The organism is Rhodopseudomonas telluris, assembly GCF_042432815.1.
GTDB lineage: Bacteria > Pseudomonadota > Alphaproteobacteria > Rhizobiales > Xanthobacteraceae > Rhodopseudomonas > Rhodopseudomonas telluris.
Genome location: NZ_JBHLWM010000003.1, coordinates 633,658 through 656,819, shown reverse-complemented (window position 1 = coordinate 656,819; position 23,162 = coordinate 633,658). Strand labels below are relative to the sequence as shown.

Annotated in this window: 23 protein-coding genes; 7 read left to right on the top strand and 16 right to left on the bottom strand. The window is 67.8% G+C overall.

Going from position 1 to position 23,162, the window contains the following annotated elements:
- Window positions 1-15 precede the first annotated feature (15 nt).
- Entirely contained in the window at window positions 16-498 is a 483-nt protein-coding gene (locus ACFFJ6_RS09845; protein WP_378386986.1) for a DUF2231 domain-containing protein, read from the top strand.
- Here ACFFJ6_RS09845 and ACFFJ6_RS09840 read toward each other — a convergent pair.
- Together ACFFJ6_RS09840 and ACFFJ6_RS09835 are read right to left on the bottom strand one after the other, a co-directional pair.
- The gene (locus tag ACFFJ6_RS09840) at window positions 462-956 is read right to left on the bottom strand and encodes a CopD family protein (protein ID WP_378386984.1); all 495 of its coding nucleotides are present in this window, start codon (window positions 954-956) and stop codon (window positions 462-464) included. The genes ACFFJ6_RS09845 and ACFFJ6_RS09840 overlap by 37 nt on opposite strands.
- Window positions 953-1,714 carry a cytochrome c oxidase assembly protein gene (locus ACFFJ6_RS09835; protein ID WP_378386982.1) on the bottom strand — a complete coding sequence of 254 codons (762 nt, stop codon included), beginning with the start codon at window positions 1,712-1,714 and terminating at the stop codon, window positions 953-955. The genes ACFFJ6_RS09840 and ACFFJ6_RS09835 overlap by 4 nt, the downstream gene beginning before the upstream one ends.
- 235 nt (window positions 1,715-1,949) lie before the next feature.
- Here ACFFJ6_RS09835 and ACFFJ6_RS09830 point away from each other — a divergent pair, with 235 nt between their 5' ends.
- Window positions 1,950-2,942 (top strand): Bug family tripartite tricarboxylate transporter substrate binding protein, encoded by a 993-nt coding sequence (locus ACFFJ6_RS09830; RefSeq protein WP_378386980.1) that lies wholly within the window; start codon window positions 1,950-1,952, stop codon window positions 2,940-2,942.
- Window positions 2,943-2,961: 19 nt separating this feature from the next.
- Here the strand turns inward: ACFFJ6_RS09830 and ACFFJ6_RS09825 are convergent, their stop codons facing one another.
- From ACFFJ6_RS09825 to hutW, 8 genes are all read right to left on the bottom strand, one after another.
- Complete coding sequence (locus ACFFJ6_RS09825) at window positions 2,962-3,783, bottom strand: energy transducer TonB family protein (RefSeq protein ID WP_378386978.1); 822 nt, start codon at window positions 3,781-3,783, stop codon at window positions 2,962-2,964.
- Window positions 3,780-4,214, bottom strand: coding sequence for a TonB system transport protein ExbD (gene exbD / locus ACFFJ6_RS09820; RefSeq protein ID WP_378386976.1), 435 nt, complete (start codon window positions 4,212-4,214; stop codon window positions 3,780-3,782). Before exbD ends, ACFFJ6_RS09825 begins: the two co-directional genes overlap by 4 nt.
- 3 nt (window positions 4,215-4,217) lie before the next feature.
- Window positions 4,218-5,015, bottom strand: a complete 798-nt coding sequence (gene exbB / locus ACFFJ6_RS09815; protein ID WP_378386974.1) for a tonB-system energizer ExbB — start codon at window positions 5,013-5,015, stop codon at window positions 4,218-4,220.
- On the bottom strand, window positions 5,008-5,535 hold the full coding sequence (gene hutX / locus ACFFJ6_RS09810) for a heme utilization cystosolic carrier protein HutX (protein WP_378386972.1): 528 nt from the start codon (window positions 5,533-5,535) through the stop codon (window positions 5,008-5,010). The genes exbB and hutX overlap by 8 nt, the downstream gene beginning before the upstream one ends.
- Window positions 5,536-5,549: 14 nt before the next feature.
- Entirely contained in the window at window positions 5,550-5,882 is a 333-nt protein-coding gene (gene hmuQ, locus ACFFJ6_RS09805) for a heme-degrading protein HmuQ (RefSeq protein WP_378386969.1), read from the bottom strand.
- Between the two features lie 60 nt (window positions 5,883-5,942).
- Window positions 5,943-8,270, bottom strand: coding sequence for a TonB-dependent hemoglobin/transferrin/lactoferrin family receptor (locus ACFFJ6_RS09800; protein WP_378386967.1), 2,328 nt, complete (start codon window positions 8,268-8,270; stop codon window positions 5,943-5,945).
- Window positions 8,271-8,445: 175 nt separating this feature from the next.
- Window positions 8,446-9,108 (bottom strand): SDR family oxidoreductase, encoded by a 663-nt coding sequence (locus tag ACFFJ6_RS09795; RefSeq protein WP_378386965.1) that lies wholly within the window; start codon window positions 9,106-9,108, stop codon window positions 8,446-8,448.
- A gap of 36 nt (window positions 9,109-9,144) precedes the next feature.
- On the bottom strand, window positions 9,145-10,572 hold the full coding sequence (hutW, locus tag ACFFJ6_RS09790) for a heme anaerobic degradation radical SAM methyltransferase ChuW/HutW (RefSeq protein WP_378386963.1): 1,428 nt from the start codon (window positions 10,570-10,572) through the stop codon (window positions 9,145-9,147).
- A 312-nt stretch (window positions 10,573-10,884) separates the two neighbouring features.
- Here hutW and ACFFJ6_RS09785 point away from each other — a divergent pair, with 312 nt between their 5' ends.
- From ACFFJ6_RS09785 to ACFFJ6_RS09770, 4 genes are read left to right on the top strand one after another with little or no spacing between them, the layout of a single operon-like run.
- A complete protein-coding gene (locus ACFFJ6_RS09785) occupies window positions 10,885-11,085 on the top strand; it encodes a hemin uptake protein HemP (RefSeq protein WP_378386961.1) in 201 nt (66 codons plus the stop codon).
- Window positions 11,082-12,044 (top strand): heme/hemin ABC transporter substrate-binding protein, encoded by a 963-nt coding sequence (locus ACFFJ6_RS09780; protein ID WP_378386959.1) that lies wholly within the window; start codon window positions 11,082-11,084, stop codon window positions 12,042-12,044. Before ACFFJ6_RS09785 ends, ACFFJ6_RS09780 begins: the two co-directional genes overlap by 4 nt.
- Window positions 12,041-13,123: a FecCD family ABC transporter permease gene (locus tag ACFFJ6_RS09775; protein WP_378386957.1), complete on the top strand. Its 1,083-nt coding sequence runs from the start codon at window positions 12,041-12,043 to the stop codon at window positions 13,121-13,123. The genes ACFFJ6_RS09780 and ACFFJ6_RS09775 overlap by 4 nt, the downstream gene beginning before the upstream one ends.
- A complete protein-coding gene (locus ACFFJ6_RS09770; protein ID WP_378386955.1) occupies window positions 13,120-13,908 on the top strand; it encodes a heme ABC transporter ATP-binding protein in 789 nt (262 codons plus the stop codon). Before ACFFJ6_RS09775 ends, ACFFJ6_RS09770 begins: the two co-directional genes overlap by 4 nt.
- A 485-nt stretch (window positions 13,909-14,393) precedes the next feature.
- On the opposite strand, the gene ACFFJ6_RS09765 is transcribed toward ACFFJ6_RS09770, so the two are convergent.
- From ACFFJ6_RS09765 to ACFFJ6_RS09755, 3 genes are read right to left on the bottom strand one after another with little or no spacing between them, the layout of a single operon-like run.
- Window positions 14,394-15,509 carry an ABC transporter permease gene (locus ACFFJ6_RS09765; protein WP_378386953.1) on the bottom strand — a complete coding sequence of 372 codons (1,116 nt, stop codon included), beginning with the start codon at window positions 15,507-15,509 and terminating at the stop codon, window positions 14,394-14,396.
- A gap of 1 nt (window position 15,510) precedes the next feature.
- Window positions 15,511-18,276, bottom strand: coding sequence for a ribosome-associated ATPase/putative transporter RbbA (rbbA, locus tag ACFFJ6_RS09760; protein ID WP_378386950.1), 2,766 nt, complete (start codon window positions 18,274-18,276; stop codon window positions 15,511-15,513).
- Entirely contained in the window at window positions 18,273-19,343 is a 1,071-nt protein-coding gene (locus ACFFJ6_RS09755; protein WP_378386948.1) for an HlyD family secretion protein, read from the bottom strand. Before ACFFJ6_RS09755 ends, rbbA begins: the two co-directional genes overlap by 4 nt.
- Before the next feature lie 198 nt (window positions 19,344-19,541).
- Here ACFFJ6_RS09755 and ACFFJ6_RS09750 point away from each other — a divergent pair, with 198 nt between their 5' ends.
- Complete coding sequence (locus tag ACFFJ6_RS09750; protein ID WP_378386946.1) at window positions 19,542-20,147, top strand: TetR/AcrR family transcriptional regulator; 606 nt, start codon at window positions 19,542-19,544, stop codon at window positions 20,145-20,147.
- A gap of 5 nt (window positions 20,148-20,152) precedes the next feature.
- Here the strand turns inward: ACFFJ6_RS09750 and ACFFJ6_RS09745 are convergent, their stop codons facing one another.
- From ACFFJ6_RS09745 to ACFFJ6_RS09735, 3 genes are all read right to left on the bottom strand, one after another.
- Window positions 20,153-20,977 carry a phosphodiesterase gene (locus ACFFJ6_RS09745; protein ID WP_378386944.1) on the bottom strand — a complete coding sequence of 275 codons (825 nt, stop codon included), beginning with the start codon at window positions 20,975-20,977 and terminating at the stop codon, window positions 20,153-20,155.
- On the bottom strand, window positions 20,974-21,795 hold the full coding sequence (locus ACFFJ6_RS09740; protein ID WP_378386942.1) for a phosphodiesterase: 822 nt from the start codon (window positions 21,793-21,795) through the stop codon (window positions 20,974-20,976). The genes ACFFJ6_RS09745 and ACFFJ6_RS09740 overlap by 4 nt, the downstream gene beginning before the upstream one ends.
- 68 nt (window positions 21,796-21,863) lie before the next feature.
- Window positions 21,864-23,144, bottom strand: coding sequence for an ABC transporter substrate-binding protein (locus tag ACFFJ6_RS09735; RefSeq protein WP_378386940.1), 1,281 nt, complete (start codon window positions 23,142-23,144; stop codon window positions 21,864-21,866).
- Window positions 23,145-23,162 lie beyond the last annotated feature (18 nt).

Sequence of the window (23,162 nt, the reverse complement as noted above, 5' to 3'; positions counted from 1 at the left end):
GGTGCGAGGTGCATAATGCCGAAGACCGTTCTGGAAGAAGTCCGCGCTTACGACACCAACTCCATCGTGGCGCTCGCCGGCCATCCGATCCACGCGATGATGGTGTCGTTTCCGATCGCGCTGGTGATCGCGACGCTCGGCTGCGACGTGTTCTACTGGTGGGGCGCAGATCCGTTCTGGGCGCGCGCCGGGCTGTGGGCGAGCGGCTTCGCGTTCTGGCTCGGCGTCGCCGCCAGCCTCGCCGGCACCGCCGAGCTCCTGCTGGTCGAGGGCATCCGCAAGCGCGTGGCGAGCTGGATGCACGCCATCGCGGGCGTCATGCTGGTGTCGATCGCCGGCGCCAATTGGGGCCTGCGGCTGTACGATCACGAGAATATCCTGCCGGTCGGCCTGATGATGTCGGCGCTCGGCTCGGTGTTCGTCGGCATCGCGGGCTGGCACGGCGGCAAGCTGGTGTTCGATCACGGCATCGGCCTGATGGTCTCGAACGACGACTGAAGCGCGCCCGGCGTGCGCAACCACGCCGGCACGTCGGCGTGTTCGATCGCTGGCTTGTCCAGGATCAGCACCAGGATCACGCCGATCACCGCGATCGTCACGCAGGTCATCACCCAGCGCCGCCACGGCGCGTAGTCGCCTTCCGGCTCGAACACGCTGAGCAGCACGTAGCCGGCCCGCATGTGAATGATCACCAACAGGCCGACCGCCAGCAGCTTCAGCATCATCCAGGTGGTGAACACCTCGCGCAGGAACAGCAGCGCCGTGCCGGCCACCACCGCCAGAAAGCCCGCGGGCGACACCAGCGCGATGAACAGGGTCCGGATGTAGCGATGCAGCTCGGCCGCATCGCGGCGGTTCAGCCGGCTGCGGCGCGCGAACAGGCCGGGCAGCACCAGCAGGCCGCCGCACCACACGATCAGCGCGGTGATGTGAATCGCCTTCAGCCACGCAATCATCGCGCGGGGTCATCGGCGACGCCCGCGCCGAACCGGCCGACCAGCAGCATCAGCGCCGCAATCAGATAGGGGATCGCCGCCGGCACCCACATGATCAGCCCGGCGAGTTGCTGATCCTGCAGCGCGGACAGTCCCCACGGGGGCGTCACGCCGAGATGTGCGTCGTACAGCGGCGTCCGCGCGAAGGTGATGACGGCGCCGAGCAGGCCCATCTGCACCACCGAGCCGAGCAGCAGCGCCAGCGCGCCGCCGAGCCGCGCCGCCGGCGTCAGCACGGCAAGCCACAGCAGCAGCGCGCTGCCGAGCAGGCTCAGCTCCATGCCCCAGAACATCCGCGGATCGGCCAGCGCCGCCGCATACGGCGCCGGCGCATGCCACAGCCACAGCAGCACCATATGCAGCACGAACGCCGCGCTGCCGGCGAAACCGGGCATCCGCAGCGTCGCCAGACGTTGCGGCAACGACAGAATGAGCAGCGGCGCCACCGCTGCGACCAGCACGACGTGATGTGCGACCCGCGCCGAGAACAGCGCCGAGGTCAGCGCGCAGAGCGGCGACACGAACAGCAGCACCATCAACGTCCATGCGCTGCCGGCGAGAACGAGCCTGGCATCGCGATCGTGCGCGCGCTCCCGCATCAGCACGCCGAGATGCAGCGCCGCGCCGCACGCGAGCGCGACGAGCAGCATCGGATCGAGATTCCAGCGCCCGAGCCACTCGGCCGGCAGCGGCGCAGCGCCGCAATACGGCGCGATCATCGCGCTCCCCGCGATGGATCTGCCGGGGCTTGCGCGCTGAGGTTGAAATACGCATGCCGCTGTCGCGTTGTTGCTACGCGCAAGATCAGCTCCGAAGGTTGAATTGTGCCCGATCGCCAACGCCGTGCCGCGCTGCGGGATGCAAGGGAGCGTGGTGGCAAAAGGTCACAGCATCGCTCGATGGCTGCGCCGTCAGCGCTGCGCTAGCCTTGCTGAAAAAACAGGGAGGACCACCATGTCTGCAATCATCACGCGGCGCCGTCTCATCGCGACCGGCACCACGGCGCTGGCGCTGCCGTTCGTGGCGCGCGGCGCCTCGGCGCAAACCCCATGGCCGAGCCGCCAGATCCGACTGATCTGCAGCTATCCGGCGGGCGGCCAGACCGATCTGCTGGCGCGCGCGTTCGGCGACTACATCGGAAAGCAGGTCGACAAGACCGTGGTGATCGAGAACAAAGCCGGCGCCTCCGGCTCGATCGGCACCGCCGAAGTCGCCCGAGCCGAGCCCGACGGCCACACGCTGCTGTGCTCGATCTCCACCACCTACATGATGAACCGGGTGATGATGAAGAACCCCGGCTACGACATGGACAAGGATCTGACGCTGGTCAGCGCGATCCCCGGCGGCGGGCTGCTGCTGGTCGCCAATCCGAAGCACGGCATCAAGACGCTGGACGATTTCGTCGCCTATGCGCGCAAGAACAACGGCAAGGTCAATTTCGGCACCTACAGCGCCGGCTCGGCGCCGCACATGACGATCAACGAGCTCAACAAGCAATACGGCCTCAACATCGAGCCGATCCATTATCGCGGCGAGGCGCCGATGTGGACCGGGATGCTCGACGGTTCGCTCGACGTCGCGATGGGCAGCTACACGGCCGCGAAGCCGGTGCTGGAAAGCGACCGCGGCACGGTGTTCGCCGTCAACTCCAAGAAGGTCGATGCGCTGCCGCAGATCAAGACGCTGCCCGAGCAGGGCGCGACCGCGAAGTTCTTCAAGGTCAGCGGCTTCACCGGATTCGCGGTGCCCAAGGCGACACCGCAGCCGATCGTCGAGCGGCTCGGCAAGCTGTGCGTCGCCGCCAATGACGATCCGAAGGTGAAGGCCGCGCTCGCGACCTTCATGCTGGAGCCGGCGCTCGGCGCCAAGGAGAGCAACGAGCTGTATCAGCGCGAGCTCCCTGTGTGGCTGGAGAGCGCGCAGGCGCTCGGCCTGCAGCCGGCCTGAGCCGCGACGCTGCGCGTCTCTATCTCACCGAGAAGCTGACCGGGACGGAGATGCGCAGCGACACCTGCGTGAGTTCCGGCGGAAACGCCGGCAGCGGCTCGGCGCGGCGCACCATCGCCAGCGTCTCGGCGTCGAGCGCCGCATTGCCGGACGAACGCGCCAGACTCGCGCTGAGCACCTGCCCGCTGCGCCCGACGGTGAACACCAGCGTCGCGGTGCCTTGCTGGCCGGCAGCGCGAGCTTCGGCCGGATAACGCTTGTAGCGCTGCAGATGCGCGGCGAGGCGCTGCCGATACGACGGCAGCACGGCGGCCGCCATGGCGCCGGCCGCCGCCGCCATCGCGTCGCGCGCGCGATGCTCGACATTGGGCGCGGCGCTGCTGCGCGGCGCCGGCGGCTGTTCGGACGGATGCAGCTTGGCGCTACGCTGCGGCGTCGGCGGCACGCGCTTCGGCTTCTCCGCCGCCCGCTCCGGCTTGTCGGCCTGCGGCTTCGCCTCCGGCGGCAGCGGCACCGGCGCTGTTTGTTGAACGGGCGTCGGCGCGATCTCCGGCGTCACCGCGGCCTGCGTGGTCAGCTCCGGCTCCGCGCTCGGCGCTTCGGCCTCCTGCATGGTCGGACCGGGCGCGAGATCGAGCGGGCTCGCCTGCGGCGCAGCGGTGATCGGCGCGAGATCGATCATCACCACCGGCGTCGCCTCGCCCGGCGTCTGATCATGTGCGTAAGTGGCCAGCGCGGCGGCGACGGCGGCGGCGTGGACGCCGACGATCACCGCGGCCGAAAGCAGCCAGCGCGGCGCGCCGCTGCGTTCCGGGAAGGCATGCAGCGTGCAGGCATTCATCGCTCCCCTCCTCCATCGAGCCCGACCAGCGCGACCTTGAGATAACCGGCGTCGCGCAGCAGATTCATCGCGGCCATCAGTTCGCCGTAGCTGACCGCCTTGTCGGCGCGTAGAAAGATCCGCTCGTCCTTGTTGCCATGCGTCGCCGCGGCGAGCGCGGCGCCGAGCGCGCCGCGCGGCACGTTGTCCTCGCCGATCGCCAGCGACAGATCCGACCTCAGCGACACGAACACCGGCTTGTCCGGCCGCGGCTGCGGCACGGCGGTCGAGGCCGGCAGGTCGACGCCGAGGTCGACGGTGGCCAGCGGCGCCGCCACCATGAAGATGATCAGCAGCACCAGCATCACGTCGATGAACGGCGTGACGTTGATCTCGTGCGTCTCGGCGAGTTCGTCGTCGCCGGCGCGACGTGTGCCGAGCCTGGCGCCCATCTGCTATCTCACCGCGCGGGCGGGCCGCGCCGCCGGGCGCGCGGCTTCGCGGCTGATCAGCAGCATCAACTGCGCCGAGGCGTCGCCGAGCAGCGCCCGATACGACGCGATGCGCCGCGACAGATGATTGTAGATCACCACCGCGGGAATCGCCGCGACCAGGCCGAGCGCGGTCGCCAGCAGCGCCTCGGCGATGCCCGGCGCGACGACGGCGAGATTGCTGGTGTTGGCTTTCGAGATTCCCACGAACGCATTCATGATGCCCCACACCGTGCCGAACAGCCCGACGAACGGCGCCACCGCGCCGATGCTGGCGAGCAGGCCGGTACCGATCGCGATCCGTCGCGCCGCCGCGGCCTCGACGCGCTCCAGCCGCAGCGCGACGCGGTCGGCAAACCCCTCGTCCTGCATGCCGCCGGACAGACTCGCCTCGCGCGCGACCGAGCGGATCATCTGCGACACCGCATCGGCCGCCTCGCCGCAGTCGGCTTCGACCTGCGCCAGCGTAGTGCCGTTCTCCAGCAGGCCGAGCCCGCGCCGAGCCTGCGCGGCGACGCGGCGCAGTTCGATCGATTTCGACAGCCACACGGTCCAGGCGGCGAGCGACGCCAGCGCCAGCCCGATCATCACCGCTTTGACGACGACATCGGCGCCGAGAAACATCCCCCAGGGCGACAGGTCACGCGGCAGCGTCACCATCTCGGCCGCCGCGACCGCCGGCGCGGGCAGCAGCGCAACCCCGGCGACCAGCGTAGCGGCGCAAGCGCCGCAACGCCGTGCGATATGGGCGCGACTACGCAACCGTCTCCCCGCCAAGCTGATCGGCCAGCGCGCGGAACCGCGCCAACTGGTCGGCGCGCAATTCGCGCTTGTCGTCACGGCCGACGAACACCTTGAACATGATGCCGCCGCTCCGATTGAGGAACGCCACGAAGGCGCTCGCCTTGCCCATGAACGGGCGCTCGACGAATGCCACGCCGCCGCAGTTCTCGTGGCGCAGATGGCCGTGCAGGCCCTTGGGCTGTGCCAGGTTGAAGTAACCGCGGCCGATCTCGCCGGGCGGCACCGCGCCGGTGAATTCGAAGATCGCGTCGTCGCTGTGCACGATCAGCGTCACCTCGCCCCAGCCCGCGATATCGTTCATCGCCGCCACGAAGCCGGCGCCGGGCCCGAGCCGCGCCATGCCGGCCGGCAGCGCCTCGATCACGTCGCGCGGCGACACGCCCCATTGCCGCGCGACGTCCTCGATCACCGCGGCCGGATTCTCTTGCATCTGCGCCTTCAGATCGGCGGCGGCGGATTTCACGACCGATATCGCCATCATGCGTCTCCCGTTCAGGCCGCCGCCGCATTGCGCTCGGTGCGCAGCACTTCGAAACCCTCGAACCGGGGATGGCCGAGATACAGGCTCTGCCCGGTGTCGTTGCCGGCGCGCGCATGCGAGCGGCGGAACTGTTCGGACCGCGTCCAGGCGTCGAACGCGTCCTTGTCGGCCCAGGTGGTGTGGGTCGAATACAGCGTGTGGTCCTCGGCGATCGGCCCCTTGAGGAGATGAAATTCGACGAACCCCGGCATCTCGCTGAGATAGGACTCGCGCGACTGCCAGATCGCTTCGAACGCCTGCTCGGCGCCGCGCTTCACTTGAAACCGGTTCATCGCAATAAACATCTCGTCTCCCCTGCCATGTTGGATGGATTGGCCGCCCGCCACGCGGCGGGCGGCCAAATGCTAGGCGCCGCCGAAATGCACCTTGATGCCGCCCTTGTAGACGATGCCGGGCCCCGGGCTGCTGAACAGCACGTCGTTCTGCGACGTGCCGTCGGACGACGAGCCCGGAATCGCGTAGGGCCGGTAGTAATTGTTGAGCAGATTGTCGACCGAGAAGCTCAGCGTCATGTCGGGTGTCGGCCGGTAGGCGACATTGAGATTGACCAGATCGTAGGACGTCGCCGGCAGATAGCCGGACGGCAGATTGGTGTTGGCCGCATAGGACGCCCACTGCGCCGCGATCGTCAGCTGTCGGTCGAGCAGCCGCAGGCCGCCCGAGGTAACGACCTTGCGCGACGGCACCGAGGCGAGGCCGATGCCGGTGTCCGGGTTGGTGCCGCGCAGCACCGACGCCGAGACGCCGACGAACCACAGCCCGGCATCGTAGGCGGTCTCGACCTCGACGCCGTCGATCCGCGCGCGCGGGATGTTCTGATACTGATAATACTTGCTGTAGAGGCCGAAGCTCGGGCCGAGATTCGACACCTGCGGGGTCGACGCCACCAGATCGATGTAGTTGTCGATGTCGTTACGGAACGCGTTGATCTTGCCGCGGAAGCTGTCGCCGCCGATGAACACGTCGTTGAATTTGAGGTTGAGGCCGGCTTCCTTGTTCTTGCCGACCTCCGGCCGCAGCCCGGCATTCGGGATCAGGCAGAACAGGCCGCCGCGTCCGTCCGCGCAGGTGAACAGCGCCGGCCCGCCGCCGGTGGCGTGCGCGCCCGCGATCAGCGTCTCGGTGATCGACGGCGCGCGATAGCCTTCGGCATAGCTGAGATAGGGCGTGATCCCGGCCAGCGGCGTGACGCCGATGGTGATCTTGGGCGACAGCCGGCTGCCGCTCGCCGTGGTGTTGGCCGATGTCAGCTCGTAGTGATCGAACCGGGCCGCGCCGATCACTTCGAGCCAGCTCGCGTAGTTGTTCTTGAGCTGCACGAAGCCGCCCGACACCGTGCGCTCGCCGCTCGGCGTGGTGACGTTGGAGTTGCCGCGAGAATCCCAGGTGGTGACCTTGTCGTTGAAGGCGTCGACACCGTAGGTCACCGCGGTGCGCCAGTCGCCGGCCTCGAACCGCGTGGTGTTGTTGGCGTCGATACCGATGGTGTCGAGCCGGTAGCCGCGCTGATCGCCGACGCAACCGGAGATGTTGTTGCCGACATTGCCGGCGCCGCAATAGGCCGAGCCGCTGGTCGAGTTGTGATAGGTCTTGGTCTGGTCGTTGTCGGTGCGGTTGCCGTACAGGCTGATGTTCCAGTCGAACAGCATGTCGTCCGGCCGCGAATATTTCCAGCTCAGCGTGCCGGTGGAATTGCGCACGTTGGAATCGTACACCGACGAGCCCTGGTACAGCGCGCGCTGCGCCGCGGTCAGCACCGGGCCGCGGTTGAACTGGCCGATATCGTAATTGTAGTCCTGGAACAGGCCGCCGATCTTGACCTCGTGGCCCTCGGCGGGCCGCACCGTCAGCTTCAAGAGGCCGCCGGCGATGTCGTTGCCGGTGTTGCCGATCTCGGTGCCGGCGCCGTCCTTGTAGTTGCCCTGGGTGCGATACAGCGCGCCGCCGAACACATCGACCGTGGGATCGACCCGGACGCCGCCGAAGATCGAGCCGAGGCCGCGCGCATTGTTGCTGCCATAGGAGCCGGTCATGTCGACGCCCCAGCGCTCGCCGGCGCGCAGCACGTCGTCGATGTCCTTGGTGCGGAACGACACCACGCCGCCGATGGCGCCGGAGCCGTAGATATTGGCGCTCGGGCCGCGCACGATGTCGACGCCGCCGATCAGTTCGGGATCGAGGAAGAACGAGCCCTGCGCATTGTGGCCGGAGCGCTGATAGTTCTGCCGCGCGCCGTCGACCACGACGCCGACGCGGCCGAAATCCTGCAGGCCGCGGATGTTGATCGCGGTCGAGGGATCGTCGCCACGATCCTGGAACGACACGCCGGGCGTCGCAACGAAGATGTCCTGCAGCCGGTTCGGCTGCAATTGCTGGATCTGGCCGGCGGTGATGGCGCTGGCCGGCGCCAGCGCATCGATGGCGCGCTCCTCGTTCTTGGTCGCCACCACCGTGATGGCGTCGAGCGACTGGGTGGAGACGCCGGCCTGCGCATAGGCGTCGCGCGGATTGGAAGCTGCGGCCTGCGGTTTGGCGGCCTGCTGGCGGGCGACCGGTTTCTGCTTTTTCGAGTCAGGCGATGGCGCCGCGGTTTGCGCCGCGGCGGGCGCCGCCAGCGCCACCACCCATACAGATAACAACAGCGCACAGACGCGCGAACCCAGCCCCACCATGACAGCCCCGATCGAGTGATGTTGATTGCGGCTGGCGGGCTCGCCCGGGGGCGGCTGGCTGGCAGAACGTCGGCAATCGCCAACGGATTGCATTTTGGTAACGAAGCACAACCACACGGTCAACGCCGCGCGGCTGCTGATTAAAGTGATTATAAAGAAGCGCCCTCGGCGCTTACTACGCGCCGGCGAATTCGCGGATGTCCGCCGGCTCGGCCGGCAGCGTCGTCCGATCGACGGCGGACAGAATCAGCCGCGTCGTCGCCGGCGCCGCGACAGCGCGCAGCACCAGGTCGGCCAAGTCGGCGCGGGTGATGCGGCCGTGGACGCGCGGATCGGCGTACAGCGCGCCGCTGCCGGTCGGCTCGCCTTCGGTGAGGCCGCCGGGGCGGATGATGGTCCAGTCGAGATCGAGCGCGCGCAGATGATCTTCCGCGCGGGTCTTGGCGTCGAGCACCGGACCGATCGCCGCGATGATCCGCTCCGACGCGAACGGCCGGCTATCGCCGCAGGCCAGCGACGAGATCTGCACGATACGGCGCACCCCGAAGCGCGCCGCCGCGTCCGAGATCGCGTTGTTACCAGCTTCGTCGACCAGCCGCCCATCCGGCAGCGCGCCGCAGACCGACGACACGATCACATCGGGCGCCACCCGCCCGACGATATCGCCGACCGCCGCCGCATCGCCGAGATCCGCGACGGACGATTCGGCGGCACCGGCAAGCTCCCGCAGCCGCGCGGCATCGCGGCCGCTGGCGTGCACGCTCCAGCCGCGCGCGGCGGCCTGCGCCACGAGCGGGCGGCCGGTGCGGCCGGTCGCGCCGAATATCAGGATCTTCATGCGTTCGCCCCGCGCTTCGTCAATTCCGCGACGAGGCTACGCGATCCCGCAGCCATGCGCATCCGCGCCGAGCGCGGCGGATTGCAGCCCCGCCAGCAGGCCGCTGATCAGGTTGCTGATCCAGAACGAGCCGGCGCAGCTCGGCCGGAAGCCGTCGCCGCTGAGATCGCCGAGCCCGGCCGCCACCCAGTTGGCCAGCAGCGGCGCCACCGCGACGCGGAAGCCGGGGCGCATCGTTTCGACGGCGGCGAGATCGAGCTGGCCGGATTCGAGCCCCGCCGCGATCATCGCGTGCGCGGCATGATCCGCCGGCACCAGCGCGACGCCCTCGACCGGCTGCAGCCGCTGCGCGATCATGTCGCGGCGCTGCGCCAGATCCATCACGTTACGCCAGCGGATGCCGTGCGCCTGCCCGCCGGCGCCCGCGCCGAACGGCAGGCAGGTGACGCCGCGCTTGATCGCCGAATTGTAGCGGTTGAACTCGCGCGCCGAGCGCACCAGATGCGACTGCGTCACTTGCAGCCAGCCGAGCGCCGTCAGCCGCTCCACCGCATCCGCATAGATCCGCGCCTGCCCGCCCGGCGTCGCGGGCGGCGGCAGCTTGCCCTTCTCGACCGCCATCGCCATCGGCCCGTTGGGAAACATGTTGAGCGCATACAGCGTGACGCCGTCGAGCCCGATTTCATCCACGGTCTCGATGTCCCGGCTCCAGTCGCTGCGCGTCTGGCCGGGCAGCCCGTAGATCAGGTCGCACACCACCGCGGTGCGGCCGAGCGCCACCAGCTCGGCGAGAAACAACGCGACCTCCGGCCCGGCGAGCTTGCGGCCGAGCCGGCGACGGACCTCGGTCGAAAACGTCTGCACGCCGATCGACAGCCGCGTCACGCCGGCATCGGCGACCTTGGCGGCCTTCGCCACGTCGAAGCCGAACGAGCGGCCCTCCAGCGTGATCTCGCAATCGCCGGTGAGCGGCAGATAGCGATGCAGCCCTTCGATCAGCCGCGCCAGATCGTCGGCCGCCAGCGCCGAGGGCGTGCCGCCGCCGATATACACCGCGTCGATCGGCGCCGACGCCACCAGCGGCGTCTGCGCCCTGGCGGCGAGCTCGGCGAGCAGATCGTCCACATAGGCCGGCCCCGCCTCGGGCCGCCACACGTTCTGGAAGAAGCCGCAGAACAGACAATGTGTCTGGCAATACGGCACGTGCAGATACGCCACCGCGGTCTCGTCGCGCGGCGTCGCGAACACGCGCTGCATCACCGCCTCGACATTCTCGCTATCGACCGGCCGGCTGCCGCGCCACGGCGGCGAGAACGAGCGGCGCTCGAACGCCTCGGTGAGCGGATCGCAGCCGACCCGCACGAAGTAATCACTGACGCGCACCGCAGCGCCGTGCGCCGCATGCTGGCCGTGCCCGACCTGCGACGATCGGCCGCCCGCCAAAGCCTTCATCATCCGCGTCATCGTTCCCCGCTCCGCCGTCATGGCGCGCGGCAGCAAGGCGCGCGCGCAGCGCCGCGCAGGTGCTGGCCGGCGCGACCATCCTGATTCCGATCACAACATCAATGAGGAGCTGGCGGGCGCTGCGGATCGCAGGGAGCTGGCTGGCCGAAGTACCATGGGCGACCGCCTGACGGATCGCCGATGAGACGACCTTGACGACGCGGCCGTGGGGCGTCAAGCGACGTACCACACGTTTAAAGTGATTATAAGACACATTCCCGCGGGATGATCCTATAACGGCCGCTGATAGTTCAACTGATCGGCGACGCACTCATGATCGAACGCGCAACACAGAGCGGCACGGCAGCAGCCGCCCCGCAGGACCCGACCACCCGGCGCGCCATCGAGATGATCGACAATCAGGTCGAGAGCCGCGACCTGTTTTCGTCCGGCCGCGAGATCGTGATCGCGCATGGCGACGACAAGTACCGGCTGCGCCTGACGTCGCAGAACAAGCTGATCCTGACCAAATGATGCGCCGCCCGCTCTTTGGCGCGGCCTGCGCGCTGCTGACCGCGACGGCGATCGGACTGTCGTCCCCGGCTCGTGCCGGCGGCCCCGTGGTGCGCGACGCCCACGGCCGCGACGTGATGATCAGCGACACCTCGCGCACCGTCGCGGTCGGCGGCGCCATCACCGAAGTACTGGTGGCGCTCGGCTTCGAACAACGCATCGCCGGCGTCGATTCCACCAGCACGTTTCCGCCCGAAGCCGTGAAGGGCAAACCGAACGTCGGTTACTTGCGCCAGCTCTCCGCCGAGGGCGTGATCGGACTGAACCCGACGCTGATCCTGGCGATGGACAGCGCCGGCCCGAAGCAGACCATGCAGGCGCTCGAAGCCGCGAAGATTCCGCTGGTGTCGATTCCCGAGACCTTCACCGAGCAGGGCCTGCTCGACAAGATCCGGCTGATCGGCCACGCGATGCAAGCCGACGCCGGCGCGACCTGCCTCGCCAACGCCGTTGCACAGGATTTCGATCAGCTCCGGCAGCTGCGCGCAAAAATCAGCAAGCCGGCGCGGGTGATGTTCGTGATGTCGCTGGTCAACGGCCAGGCGATGGCGGCCGGCCGCAACACCGCCGCCAACGAGATCATCGAGCTGTCCGGCGGCGTCAACGCGATCGACGGTTACGACGGCTACAAGACCATCAACGACGAGGCGATCGTCGCCGCCAAGCCCGACGCGGTGATCACCATCCGGCGCAGCCGCGATTCGTTCGAGGCCGACGCGTTCTATGCGCATCCCGCCTTCGCGCTGACGCCGGCCGGCGCCAACCGCGCCTTCCTGGCGATGGACGGGCTGTATCTGCTCGGCTTCGGTCCGCGCACGCCCGCTGCGGCGCGCGACGTCGCCGCCGCTTTATATCCGCAGCTCGCCCCGCAGGCCGGCAGCTTCAGCCCGAAGGCGGCGAGCGCCGACTGCCGCTCATGAGCGTAATGGAGATCGGCCGCAGGCGTGTCGCGCGGTCGTTCCGGCCGCGCTCCGGCGCGACGCTCGCGGTGCTGCTCATGCTGCTGCTGATCGCCGCCGCGACGGCGCTGACCGTCGGCGCCGCCGGCATTCCGCTATCACGGCTGCCCGCCGCGCTGCTGCTGCAGGACGCGCACGGCAATGCTCCGGCGCTGCGCGACCAGATGGTGCTGTGGTCGATCCGGCTGCCGCGCATCGTCACCGCGGCGATCATCGGGGCGCTGCTGGCGGCGTCCGGCACGCTGATGCAAGGGCTGTTTCGCAATCCGCTGGCCGATCCGGCGCTGGTCGGCGTCGCCAGCGGCGGCGCGCTCGCCGCGGCGGTGTCGATCGTGCTGCTCGACCAGATCCTCGGCAGCCAGTTGCGTTTCCTGCAGGATCATCTGCTGCCGATCGCCGCGTTCGGCGGATCGCTTGTCACCACGATCCTGCTCTATCGTATCGCCAGCCGCGCCGGCCGCACCTCGATTGCGCTGTTCCTGCTCGCCGGCATCGCGATCGCGGCGATCGCCAATGCGGGCATCGGCGTGCTGGTGTTTCTCGCCGACGACCGTCAGCTCCGCGACATCACCTTCTGGATGATGGGCTCGCTCAGCGGCGCGAGTTGGGCCAAGGCATTGTCCTGCGCGCTGGTGCTGGCGATCGCGCTGCTGGTGTTCGTCAAGGTGGCGCGCCATCTCGATCTGCTGGTGCTCGGCGAATCCGAGGCGTTTCACACCGGCGTCGATGTCGAGCGGCTGAAGCTGCTGTCGATCGTGCTGGTGTCGTCGATGACCGGCGTCGCGGTGTCGATCTGCGGCGTGATCGGCTTCGTCGGCATCGTCGTGCCGCATCTGCTGCGGCTGGTGATCGGCCCGTCGCACCGGCTGCTGCTGCCGGCCTCGGCGTGTTTGGGCGCCGCCATGCTGGTCGCGGCCGACACCGTGGCGCGCACCATCGTGGCGCCGGCCGAAATGCCGATCGGCATTCTCACCGCCGCGATCGGCGCGCCGTTCTTCCTCGCCTTGCTGCTGCGGCAGCGCAAGCTGGTCGGGCTGTGAGTACCCGGCTGCAAGCGACCCAGGCGAGCTTCGCGACCGGCGGCGCGACGCTGGTCGATCGTATCGACCTCGGCATCGCGCAGGGCGAACTGATCGCGATCGTCGGCCCGAACGGCGCCGGCAAGTCGACGCTGCTGCGGCTGCTGTCGGGCGACCTGCGGCCGACCTCCGGCACGATCCGGCTCGGCGCGCGCGAGCTGGCGTCCTACCCGCCGCGCGACCTCGCCGAACGCCGCGCCGTGCTGGCGCAGCACATCACCATCAGCTTCCCGTTCACGGTGGAAGAAATCGTCCGGATGGGCGCCGGCGAACTCGCCGGCCGTCCCGCGCAGGCGGCGATCGAGGCCGCGCTGCAGGAGGTCGGCCTCGCCGACTTCCGGAGCCGCGACATCACCACGCTGTCCGGCGGCGAACAGCAGCGCGCGCATTTCGCCCGCGTGCTGGTGCAGCTCTGGACCAGCGAGGCCACGCGCGGCCCCGGCATCCTGCTACTCGACGAGCCGACCTCGAGCCTCGACATCCGCCACCAGCTCGACCTCGCCCAGACCGCGCGGCGCTGCGCCCGCAAGGGCACCACGGTGATCGCGATCCTGCACGACCTCAACCTCGCGGTCCGCTTCGCCGATCGCATTCTGATGCTACACGCCGGCCGGCTCGCAGCCGACGGCTCGCCCGCCGAGGTGATGCGGCCCGACCTGATCGGCCGCGTCTTCGATGTCGCCCTCAGCATCCGCGCCGACCCAGCCGGCAGCCCGTTCGTGCTGCCGGAGCTGGCGGGGGTTTAAGGGACAGTCGACGTCTCGGAAACGCGGCGTCTCGTCCCCCCTCCCCCTTGCGGGGAGGGGTCGGGGTGGGGGGCCCCGAGCACAGTGCCCGCGTCGCCCTCACCCCAGCCCTCTCCCGCAAGCAGGAGAGGGAGCGCGCTGCGGCGCGGGGCGAGCCGCACGATGTGATCCACCCGATCGAAAACGCGGCCCGCCTGCTCCCCTCCCCCTTGCGGGGAGGGGTCGGGGGTGGGGGGTCCCCAGGCACTGTGCCCGCGTCGCCCTCACCCCAGCCCTCTCCCGCAAGCGGGAGAGGGAGCGCGCTGCGGCGCGGGGCGAGCCGCACGATGTGATCCACCTGATCGAAAACGCGGCCCGCGTGCCCCCTCCCCCTTGCGGGGAGGGGTCGGGGGTGGGGGGTCCCCAGGCACTGTGCCCGCGTCGCCCTCACCCCAGCCCTCTCCGGCACGCGGGAGAGGGAGCGCGCTGCGGCGCGGGGATCGTCATCACGCGCTGAGGAACCGCCGGAAGTGGCGCAGCGCCAGCGCGAACAGCACGCTGCCGATCACCAGCAGCGCCAGGAATTGCGGCCACACCACGTCGAGCCCGGCGCCGCGGAACAGGATCGCCTGCGACAGCGACACGAAGTGCGTATTCGGCGCCAGCAGCATGATGTCCTGGATGATCTGCGGCATGCTTTCGCGCGGCGTGAGGCCGCCGGACAGCGCCTGCAGCGGCACCAGGATCAGCATCATCAGCAGACCGAACTGCGGCATCGTGCCGGCGGCGGTCGCCAGATAGATGCCCATGCTGGTGGTGGCGAACAGATGCAGCGCGGTGCCGAGCAGGAACAGCAGCATCGAACCCTGCACCGGCACGCTGAGCACGCCCTGGATCACCACCGCGAGTGCGAAGCCGGACGCGAGCAGCACCACGCCGCCCATCGACCACACCTTGCTGATCATGATCTCGAGCGGCGTCACCGGCATCACCAGCAGATGCTCAATGGTGCCGTGCTCGCGCTCGCGGATCAGCGCGGCGCCGGTGAGGATGATCGACAGCATGGTGATGGCGGTGATCAGCTCGTTGACGGCGCCGAACCAGCCCTTGTTCAGTTCGGCGTTGAAGCGGATGCGCAGCGTCTGTTCGACCGGCACCGACGTGGCGGCGCGGTGGCGGCTGAGAAACTCGTTGATCTCGCCGGTGACGATCGCCTGCACATAGCCGCCGCCGGTGAAGGCCTGGGTCATGCGGGTAGCGTCGATATTGAGCTGGATAGTGGGCGAGCGCTTGGCCAGCAGGTCGCGCTGGAATTCCGGCGGAATGTCGAGCGCAAAGGTGTCGAGCCCGGCGTCCATCCGCTTGTCCATCTCGGCCTGGGTGATCAGCTTGGGGATCGAGAAGTAGGGCGGATTGAACGCCGTGATGATCCGCTCCGACACCGGCGAGCGATCCTCGTCGACGATCGAGATCGCCGCGTGATTGAGCGTCTCCGGCAGCGCCTTGGATTCGATATAGATCGACGCCGTGAACGCGTAGACGATCAGCACCATCAGCATCGGGTCGCGCAGCAGGCCGCGCAGTTCCTTGATGCCGAGCTGGACGATGTTGGAGATCCGCACGTCACTTCGCCTGTTTCTTGAGAAGCGCCGCACCGGCGCCGAGCAGCACCGGCACCATGATCATCAGCGGCACCAGCGACGACCACATGTCGGCAAAGCCGAGCCCCTTGGAGAAGGCGCCGCGCGAAATATTGACGAAATAGGTGGTGGGATAGATGGTGCCGACCACCGCACCAAACCCCTGCAGCGACGACACCGGGTCGATCAGGCCGGAGAACTGCAGCGCCGGGATCAGCGTCAGCAGCGCGGTGCCAAAGATGGCGGCGATCTGGCTCTGCATGAAGGTCGACAGCACGAGGCCCAGGCCGGTGGCGATGATGACGTAGAGCAGCGCGCCAGTGCCATAGGCGAGGAAGCTGCCGGTGAACGGCACCTGGAACGCGAAGATCGCGAACGCCGTCAGCAGCACGCAATTGACCATCGCCAGGAACACGTAAGGCAGTTGCTTGCCGATCAGGAATTCGAGCCGCGTGGTGGGCGTCGCGTAGAAATTGATGATCGAGCCGAGCTCCTTCTCGCGCACGACACTGAGCACCGCCAGCATCGCCGGGATCATCATCAGCAACAGCGGGATCACCGCCGGCGCCATCGCCACCAGGCTCTTGATGCCCGGATTGTAGCGATAGCGCATCGCGATCTGGAAACTGCCGGCGATCGCCGCATCGCCGTAGAGTTCACGCGCCTTCTGGCTGAGCCAGGCCAGATGCATCGCCTGCGCGTAGCCCCGCGCGGTTTCGGCCCGCGCCGGCATCCCGCCGTCGATCCAGGTGCCGATCTCGACAGGCCGGCCGCGCGAGACGTCACGGCCGAAGCCGGGCGGAATCTCGATCGCCATGGTCAATTCGCCGCTGCGCATCCTTCGGTCGAGATCCGCGTAGTCGGTGATCGGCCGCTGTTCGGAAAAGTAGCGCGAGCCGGCGATGTTGAGGATGTAATCGCGGCTGATCGTGGTGTCGTCGCGGTCGAGCGCCGCGAAGGTCAGTTTCTCCACGTCGAGATTGATGCCGTAGCCGAGCACGAACATCAGCACCACGCTGCCGATCAGCGCCATGGTGGCGCGGATCGGATCGCGCCGCAGCTCCAGCGCCTCGCGCCGCGTATAGGCGAACATCCGCCGCGGATCGAACCAGCTGCGCATCGATGCGCGCGGCTGGGCGACCGCTTCGGTCGCCGGCGCGGGCGGAGTAGCAGCTGCTGCCGGCCTGGTCTGCGCGCCGATCGCCTCTTCCAGATAGGCGATGAACGCGGTCTCGAGGCTATCGGCCTTGCGGCTCTCGACGATCGCGCGCGGCGAGTCGCTGATCAGCACCCGCCCGGCATGCATCAGCGAGATGCGGTCGCAGCGCTCGGCCTCGTTCATGAAATGCGTCGAGACGAAGATGGTGACGTTGTCGTTGCGCGACAGGTCGGAGAGGATCTGCCAGAAGCCGTCGCGCGCGACCGGATCGACGCCCGAGGTCGGCTCGTCGAGAATCAGGATGCCGGGCGAATGGATCATCGCCACCGCCAGCGACAGCCGCTGCCGGATGCCGAGCGGCAGTTCGTCCGGCAGCTTGTCGATCACTTCGGTCAGATCGAACCGCCGCACCATCTCGGCGATACGCGGCTCGATCGTCGCCGGCTCCATCCGGAACAACTTCGCGTGGAGTTCGAGATTCTGCCGCACGGTGAGTTCGCTGTAGAGCGAGAACGCCTGCGACATGTAGCCGACGCGGCGGCGCACCGACATGTCGTTCGGATCGACCTCGCTGCCGAACAGCCGCGCCTTGCCTTCGGTCGCTGCCAGCAACCCGGTCAGCATCTTCATCGTGGTGGTCTTGCCGCAGCCGTTGGAGCCGAGGAAGCCGAAGATCTCGCCCTGCTCGATCCGGAACGACACGTCGTCGACCGCGGTGAAGTCACCGAACCGCATGGTCAGATGCTCGGCCTCGATCGCGACCTCGGACTGACCGGCCTTGCGCGGCGGAATCACCACCTCGGAATAGCCGCGGCGCTCGTCTTCGGGCAGCAGCGCGATGAACGCGGCGTCGAGCGTGCTGCCTTGAGTTTGCCTCAACAATTCCGCCGGCGTCGCCTGCGCCAGCACGCGCCCGGCATTCATCGCCACCAGATGGTCGAAGCGCTCCGCCTCCTCCATGTAGGCGGTTGCCACGATCACGCTCATACCGGGACGCTGCGCCCTGATATCGTTGATCAATTCCCAGAATTGCCGGCGCGACAGCGGATCGACGCCGGTAGTCGGCTCGTCCAGGATCAACAGGTCGGGATCGTGAATCAGCGCGCAGCACAGCCCCAGCTTCTGCTTCATGCCGCCCGACAGCTTGCCGGCCGGCCGCTCGGCGAACGCCGAAAGGCCCGTACTTTCAAGCAGTTCGGCGATCCGCCGGGCGCGCTCGGCATGCCCCTGGCCGAACAGCCGGCCGAAGAAGTCGACATTCTCGAATACCGACAGCGTCGGATACAGATTCTTCCCGAGTCCCTGCGGCATGTAGGCGATCCGCGGACACGAATCGCGACGATGCCGCGCATCGGCGATATCGCCGCCGAACACGTCGACGCGCCCCTGCTGCACGGCGCGCGCGCCCGAGATCAGTGATAACAGGCTCGACTTGCCGACGCCGTCGGGGCCGATCAGTCCGACCATGCAGCCGGCCGGCAGATCGAGCGTGATATCATCGAGCGCCAGCGTCTTGCCGTAGCGCAGCGTGACGCCGGCGAGACGGACGATCGGCGCGGGCACAGCAGGGCCCGCCGCGGCGTCGCTCATTGCACCGGCGCTCCGCTGACTTTGGCGGGCCATTGCGCCTTGGCATCAAGCTTCACATAGGCCACGCCCGGCAGGCCGGTCTTGACCAGCGCTATGTACTTGCGCAGCAGCTCCTGCGGAATGTGCGCCTTGACGCGGAACATCAGCTTCTGCCGTTCCTCCTCGGTCTCGACCGTCTTGGGCGTGAACTGCGCAGTATCGGCCACAAACGTCGCCTTGGCGGGGATTACCACGTCCGGCAGCGCGTCGAGGACAAGCCGCACGTCTGCGCCGATCACGACCTGTCCGGCCTGCGCGGTCGGCAGGAAGAACGTCATGTACACGTCGCTGAGATCGACGAGGTTGAGCACGCGGCCACCGGCGGCAAGCACTTCACCGGGCTGCGCGACGCGATATTGCACGCGGCCGTCGCGTGGCGACTTCAGCGTGCTGTCGTTGATCTCGACCGTGATACTATCGATTGCCGCCTTGGCGGCATCGACCGCGGCGCCCGCATCGACCACCTGCGCTTTGGCGGCGCTGATCGCCGCTTCGGTCGCTGCGAGTTGCGCCTTCGCGGCCGCCACCGCGGCCTTGGCGCCCTGCTCGTTGGCGCGGTCGTCGTCGAGCACCTGCTGCGATACAGCGTTGGTCTTGATCAGCGTCTCGGCCCGCGCCAGTCGGCGCTCCAGCGCATCGAGCTGCGCGTCGCGCTGCGCCACGACGGCAATCGCCGCCTCGCGTTCGGCTTCGCGCTGATTGACCTGGCTGGTCGCGGTCTGCACGCCGATCGTTGCGCGCCGCAACTGCGCGTCCGCCTGGCGGCGCTGCGCCTCGAGCTGATCGGTATCCATCCGCGCCAGCACCTGGCCGGCCGTGACGAAATCGCCTTCGCGCACGAGGATCTCGCGGATGCGCCCCGCCGCCTTGGTTGAGATATCGATCTCGGTCGCTTCGATCCGGCCGTTGCCGCTGGCGATGCCGGGTGGCAGCGCCTTGGTCCCGAAGGTGCGCCACGCGACGTAGCCTCCGCCTGCCGCCGCCACGACGGCGACGATCATCACCCAACGCTTCCAATCCGTCGTCATCGACACTCTCTCCAGTCGGCACCGCATCGCGGGACGCGAACGACCGCATCCTCGGCATCAGGCACGCACCGACTTTGCCGCGATGCCAGAGTCGCACCTTGAGGGAGATCAACAGCGGTTGATCACAGCCGCGTTAGCTGTGTCCCGCATGCATCATGCTGAAGATTCGGTTAGTTGCTTCAACGAAGGAATTCGCCTTTGAGCCCCAAGGCCGCTCTGCGCGAGGCGCCACCCCTCAAGGTCACGACGCGCGACCGGATTCTCGACGCCGCGATCCTGCGGTTCGCGCGGCAGTCCTATGAGACCACCGGCCTGCGCGACATCGCCGCCGACGTCGATGTCGATGTCGCCTATGTGCATCGCTGCTTCGGCTCGAAGGAACGGCTATTCGCCGCGGCCGTCGAGGCCACGCTGAAGCCCGAGCTGTTGCTGACCGGCAAGGCCGACGACCTCGCCGCAACTCTGGCGCACGAACTGTTTCATCATGCCGAGGGCCATGGGCCGCATCAGGTGCGGCCGCTCGACATCGTCATCCACTCGCTGTCGAGTGCCGATGCGTCCCGGGTTCTCCGCGAGGTCGTATCGCGCAGCTTCGTCGAGCCGCTCGCCGCCAAGCTCGGCCATGCCGACGCGCTCAACGCGGCGCTGATCACGGCGCTTCTCGCCGGCACCGGCATCCTGCGCACCGTGCTCGGCATTACGCCGCTGCAGGAAACGGAAGGCGGCCGGCTCGAAACGATGATGACGGCGGCGCTGGCCGGCATCATCGCCAGCGCCGATGTCACGACCGAACCGGACGTGTAACCCGCTCAGAACTCCGCGCGATCCAGCGCCGCCTTGTCGTGCAGCGAAAACAGCGGCCCGTCGTACAGGAACGAGCGCTGGTGGATGACGATGCGGTCGCCCTCGACGCTGACATGCGCATAGTCGGGCGCTTCGTGCGAGCCCGGGATATGGCCTTCCGTCACCAGATCGAACGCGACCTGATGGGCGAGCGAGCGCTGGATGTGAAACGGAATGCCGCGCCAGACGCCGCCGATCGGCCGGTGCAGATGGCCCATGAATAGATAGTCCGGCCGACGGCTGCGGGCGATCACCTCCCACTCGGCCTCCGGATTGGCGAGCCGGATCGTATCCATGTAGCGCAGCCCGGTGTCGAACGGCGGATGATGCTGGAACAGCAGCAACGGCCGGTCGGCTGGCGCCGAGGTCAGCGCGTGTTCTAGAAACGCCAGCCGCGCCTCGCACAGCAGGCCTGCGTGATTGGGCGCGTCCTCGTTCAACGTATCGAGCGTCACGATGGTGGCGGCGTCGAACACCTGCATGGTTTGCACGAAGCCGTTCGGATCGCGCGGCACGCCGGGGAAGTAGCGGGCGAAGCCGTCGCGCTTGTCGTGATTACCCATCAGCAGAAAGGTCGGCGCATTGAGTTCGCCCAGCACCTCGGCGAGCGCTTCGTAGGCCGGATCCTCGCCCCAATGCGCCAGATCGCCGGTGACCATCACGAAGGCGATCTCGGGATGATCGCGGTTGATGCAGGCGATCGCGGCGCGCAGCCGCTCCGCGGGATCGAGCCCGTAGATGCGCCGGCCGCGAGCGACGAAATGCGTATCGGTGAGAACGACGAACTTCATCGGACCATCGTCTCCCGATCCCACGCGTGATAATCCGGCGAGCCTTCGACACGGATCGGCCCGTCATAGCCGAACTCGACCATGTGCACGGTGACGTAGTCGTCGCCGATGAACGCGACGCCGTAGGACTCCGGCAGGTCGGAGGCGCTCAGCATCGCCGTCTCTGAGAACAGCGGAAACGACGCATGATTGGTGCCGCGCAGCGACGAGGTCGGCACACCCGCCGCCGAGCCCGACAGCGGCAGATGGCAATGGCCGAAGAAGATGTGGCGGATGCGATCACGATGCGCACCGACGATCTTCCGGAACGCCGCGTCATCGAGCAACCGGATCTGATCCATCGGGCCGAGATGTGTCGGCACGGGGTTGTGATGCATGAACAGCAGGAACGGACCGGGATGCTCGTCCAGCTGCCGCGTCAGCCAGTCTTGCCGCGCAGCACAATAGCGGCCCGCATGGCTGTTCGGCTCGACCGTGTCGAGCAACAGACAGCGCGCGGCGGAGGTGTCGTGCACGCCTTGCACGAAGCCGCCATCGGCGCATTCGGGGAACACGCTCAGGAAGACGTCGCGGCGGTCGTGATTGCCGATGCACAGCCGGGTCGGGATCGGAAATTCGCCGAGCCGCTGCTTCAGCCAGACATAGTCCTCGCGATCGCCCCAGTCGGACAGATCGCCGGTGATCACCATCAGCTCGGCGTCGTGATGGTCGCGCAGCAGATGCGTCAGCGCGCGCTCGAAATTGCGCCGCGGATCGCGGCCGCCGATGGTGGTGCCCGGCGTGGTGAGATGGATATCGCTGAGCTGGATCAGTTTCATGAGGATCTCCGGTGAGATGCGGAGCGGTCGCCCGCTCCGCATGCAGAATCAAGATCGACTGCGGGAGATCAGCGCGCGGTGCCGACCGACCTCGGCAGCATCTTCTGGACGTCCTTGGTCATGTCGGCGAGCACCGCCTCGGGTTCTTTGGCACGCGCACCGCTGACGATCGAGTTGAGATGATCCTTGATCACGTCGGTAATCTTCAGGCCGTTGTCGCCGGGGAACGCGTACCATTTGGTCAGCAGCGCGAGCTGGCTGACGGCGGTGTAGTTGTTCGGGTTCTTGGCGTAGAAGTCCTTCAAATAGACGTCGTTGGCCACCTTGTTGGGCGGCATATAGCCGGTGGTCTCGGCCATGATGGCGGCGCCCTTCGGGCCGGTCCAGAACTTCACCACTTCCCAGGCGGCATCGCGCTTGGCCTTGTCCTTGGCGGTGATCAGCACGACGTTGCCGCCGGCCGGCAGCCGGCCGTTCGGCTTCGCGACGTCCGGGAACGGAATGGTCTTCAGCGTGAACTTGCCGCCGATCATCTGGGTGGTCTTGTTGAGGTCCGACGTCGAGGTGATGTGGATGCCGGTTTTGCCGGCCGCGAAGATCGCGCGCATCGACGGCTGATCGAGATTCGGCATGCCGCCTTCGGTCACCAGCCGGGCGATCTGCTTGATGGCGAACTGGCCTTCGGGGCCATCGAACGCCACCTTGGTTTCATCCGCGTTCAGCATGGTGCCGCCGCGCGCGAACACCGGCGCCTGCCACAGCCAGTTGCCGGTGATGTCCCAGGCATAGGTGATGCCATTGATGTCCGGGCCGAGCGCCTTGACCTTCTTGGCAAGGTCGATCAGGCCGTCCCAGGTGTTCGGAAGATTGCTCGGATCGCCGCCGGCCTGCTTCACCAGATCGACATTGACATATACGATCGGCAGCGAGATCGCGAACGGCAGCGCATAGACTTTGCCGCCGGCGGTGCCGATGTCGTACATCGCCTGATGGAAGCCCTGCTTGTCGAAGTCCTTCTCAGCCGCGATGTAGCCGTCGAGCTCGGCCGGAATGTTCTTGTCGACCAGCACGCGGATGCGGTTCAGGCCCTGGAAGGTGACGTCCGGAAGCTGATTGGTCACCGCCTCGCGCAGCACCTTCTGGGTGCCTTCTTCATACGACTCGTAGGGGGCGCGCAGCGTCACCTTGATCTCCGGATGCACCTTGGCGAATTCCGCCGCGATCTGCTTGTGGGTTTCGCTGAACAGCTCCGGATAAGGATATTGCAGCACCACTTCGGTCTGGGTCTGCGCGTGGGCCATGCCTGCGGCGAGCGAGAGGGCCGCCGCCACCATCCAGGTTCGCAACATCTTGGTTCTCCTTGTGTG

Excerpts from the sequence above, each read along its gene's own strand:
- ACFFJ6_RS09845 (WP_378386986.1), top strand. The coding sequence starts at position 16 with ATGCCGAAGACCGTTCTGGAAGAAGTCCGCGCTTACGACACCAACTCC.
- ACFFJ6_RS09840 (WP_378386984.1), bottom strand. The coding sequence starts at position 956 with ATGATTGCGTGGCTGAAGGCGATTCACATCACCGCGCTGATCGTGTGG.
- ACFFJ6_RS09835 (WP_378386982.1), bottom strand. The coding sequence starts at position 1,714 with ATGATCGCGCCGTATTGCGGCGCTGCGCCGCTGCCGGCCGAGTGGCTC.
- ACFFJ6_RS09830 (WP_378386980.1), top strand. The coding sequence starts at position 1,950 with ATGTCTGCAATCATCACGCGGCGCCGTCTCATCGCGACCGGCACCACG.
- ACFFJ6_RS09825 (WP_378386978.1), bottom strand. The coding sequence starts at position 3,783 with ATGAATGCCTGCACGCTGCATGCCTTCCCGGAACGCAGCGGCGCGCCG.
- exbD (WP_378386976.1), bottom strand. The coding sequence starts at position 4,214 with ATGGGCGCCAGGCTCGGCACACGTCGCGCCGGCGACGACGAACTCGCC.
- hutX (WP_378386972.1), bottom strand. The coding sequence starts at position 5,535 with ATGGCGATATCGGTCGTGAAATCCGCCGCCGCCGATCTGAAGGCGCAG.
- hmuQ (WP_378386969.1), bottom strand. The coding sequence starts at position 5,882 with ATGTTTATTGCGATGAACCGGTTTCAAGTGAAGCGCGGCGCCGAGCAG.
- ACFFJ6_RS09800 (WP_378386967.1), bottom strand. The coding sequence starts at position 8,270 with ATGGTGGGGCTGGGTTCGCGCGTCTGTGCGCTGTTGTTATCTGTATGG.
- ACFFJ6_RS09795 (WP_378386965.1), bottom strand. The coding sequence starts at position 9,108 with ATGAAGATCCTGATATTCGGCGCGACCGGCCGCACCGGCCGCCCGCTC.
- hutW (WP_378386963.1), bottom strand. The coding sequence starts at position 10,572 with ATGACGCGGATGATGAAGGCTTTGGCGGGCGGCCGATCGTCGCAGGTC.
- ACFFJ6_RS09785 (WP_378386961.1), top strand. The coding sequence starts at position 10,885 with ATGATCGAACGCGCAACACAGAGCGGCACGGCAGCAGCCGCCCCGCAG.
- ACFFJ6_RS09780 (WP_378386959.1), top strand. The coding sequence starts at position 11,082 with ATGATGCGCCGCCCGCTCTTTGGCGCGGCCTGCGCGCTGCTGACCGCG.
- ACFFJ6_RS09775 (WP_378386957.1), top strand. The coding sequence starts at position 12,041 with ATGAGCGTAATGGAGATCGGCCGCAGGCGTGTCGCGCGGTCGTTCCGG.
- rbbA (WP_378386950.1), bottom strand. The coding sequence starts at position 18,276 with ATGAGCGACGCCGCGGCGGGCCCTGCTGTGCCCGCGCCGATCGTCCGT.
- ACFFJ6_RS09755 (WP_378386948.1), bottom strand. The coding sequence starts at position 19,343 with ATGACGACGGATTGGAAGCGTTGGGTGATGATCGTCGCCGTCGTGGCG.
- ACFFJ6_RS09745 (WP_378386944.1), bottom strand. The coding sequence starts at position 20,977 with ATGAAGTTCGTCGTTCTCACCGATACGCATTTCGTCGCTCGCGGCCGG.
- ACFFJ6_RS09740 (WP_378386942.1), bottom strand. The coding sequence starts at position 21,795 with ATGAAACTGATCCAGCTCAGCGATATCCATCTCACCACGCCGGGCACC.
- ACFFJ6_RS09735 (WP_378386940.1), bottom strand. The coding sequence starts at position 23,144 with ATGTTGCGAACCTGGATGGTGGCGGCGGCCCTCTCGCTCGCCGCAGGC.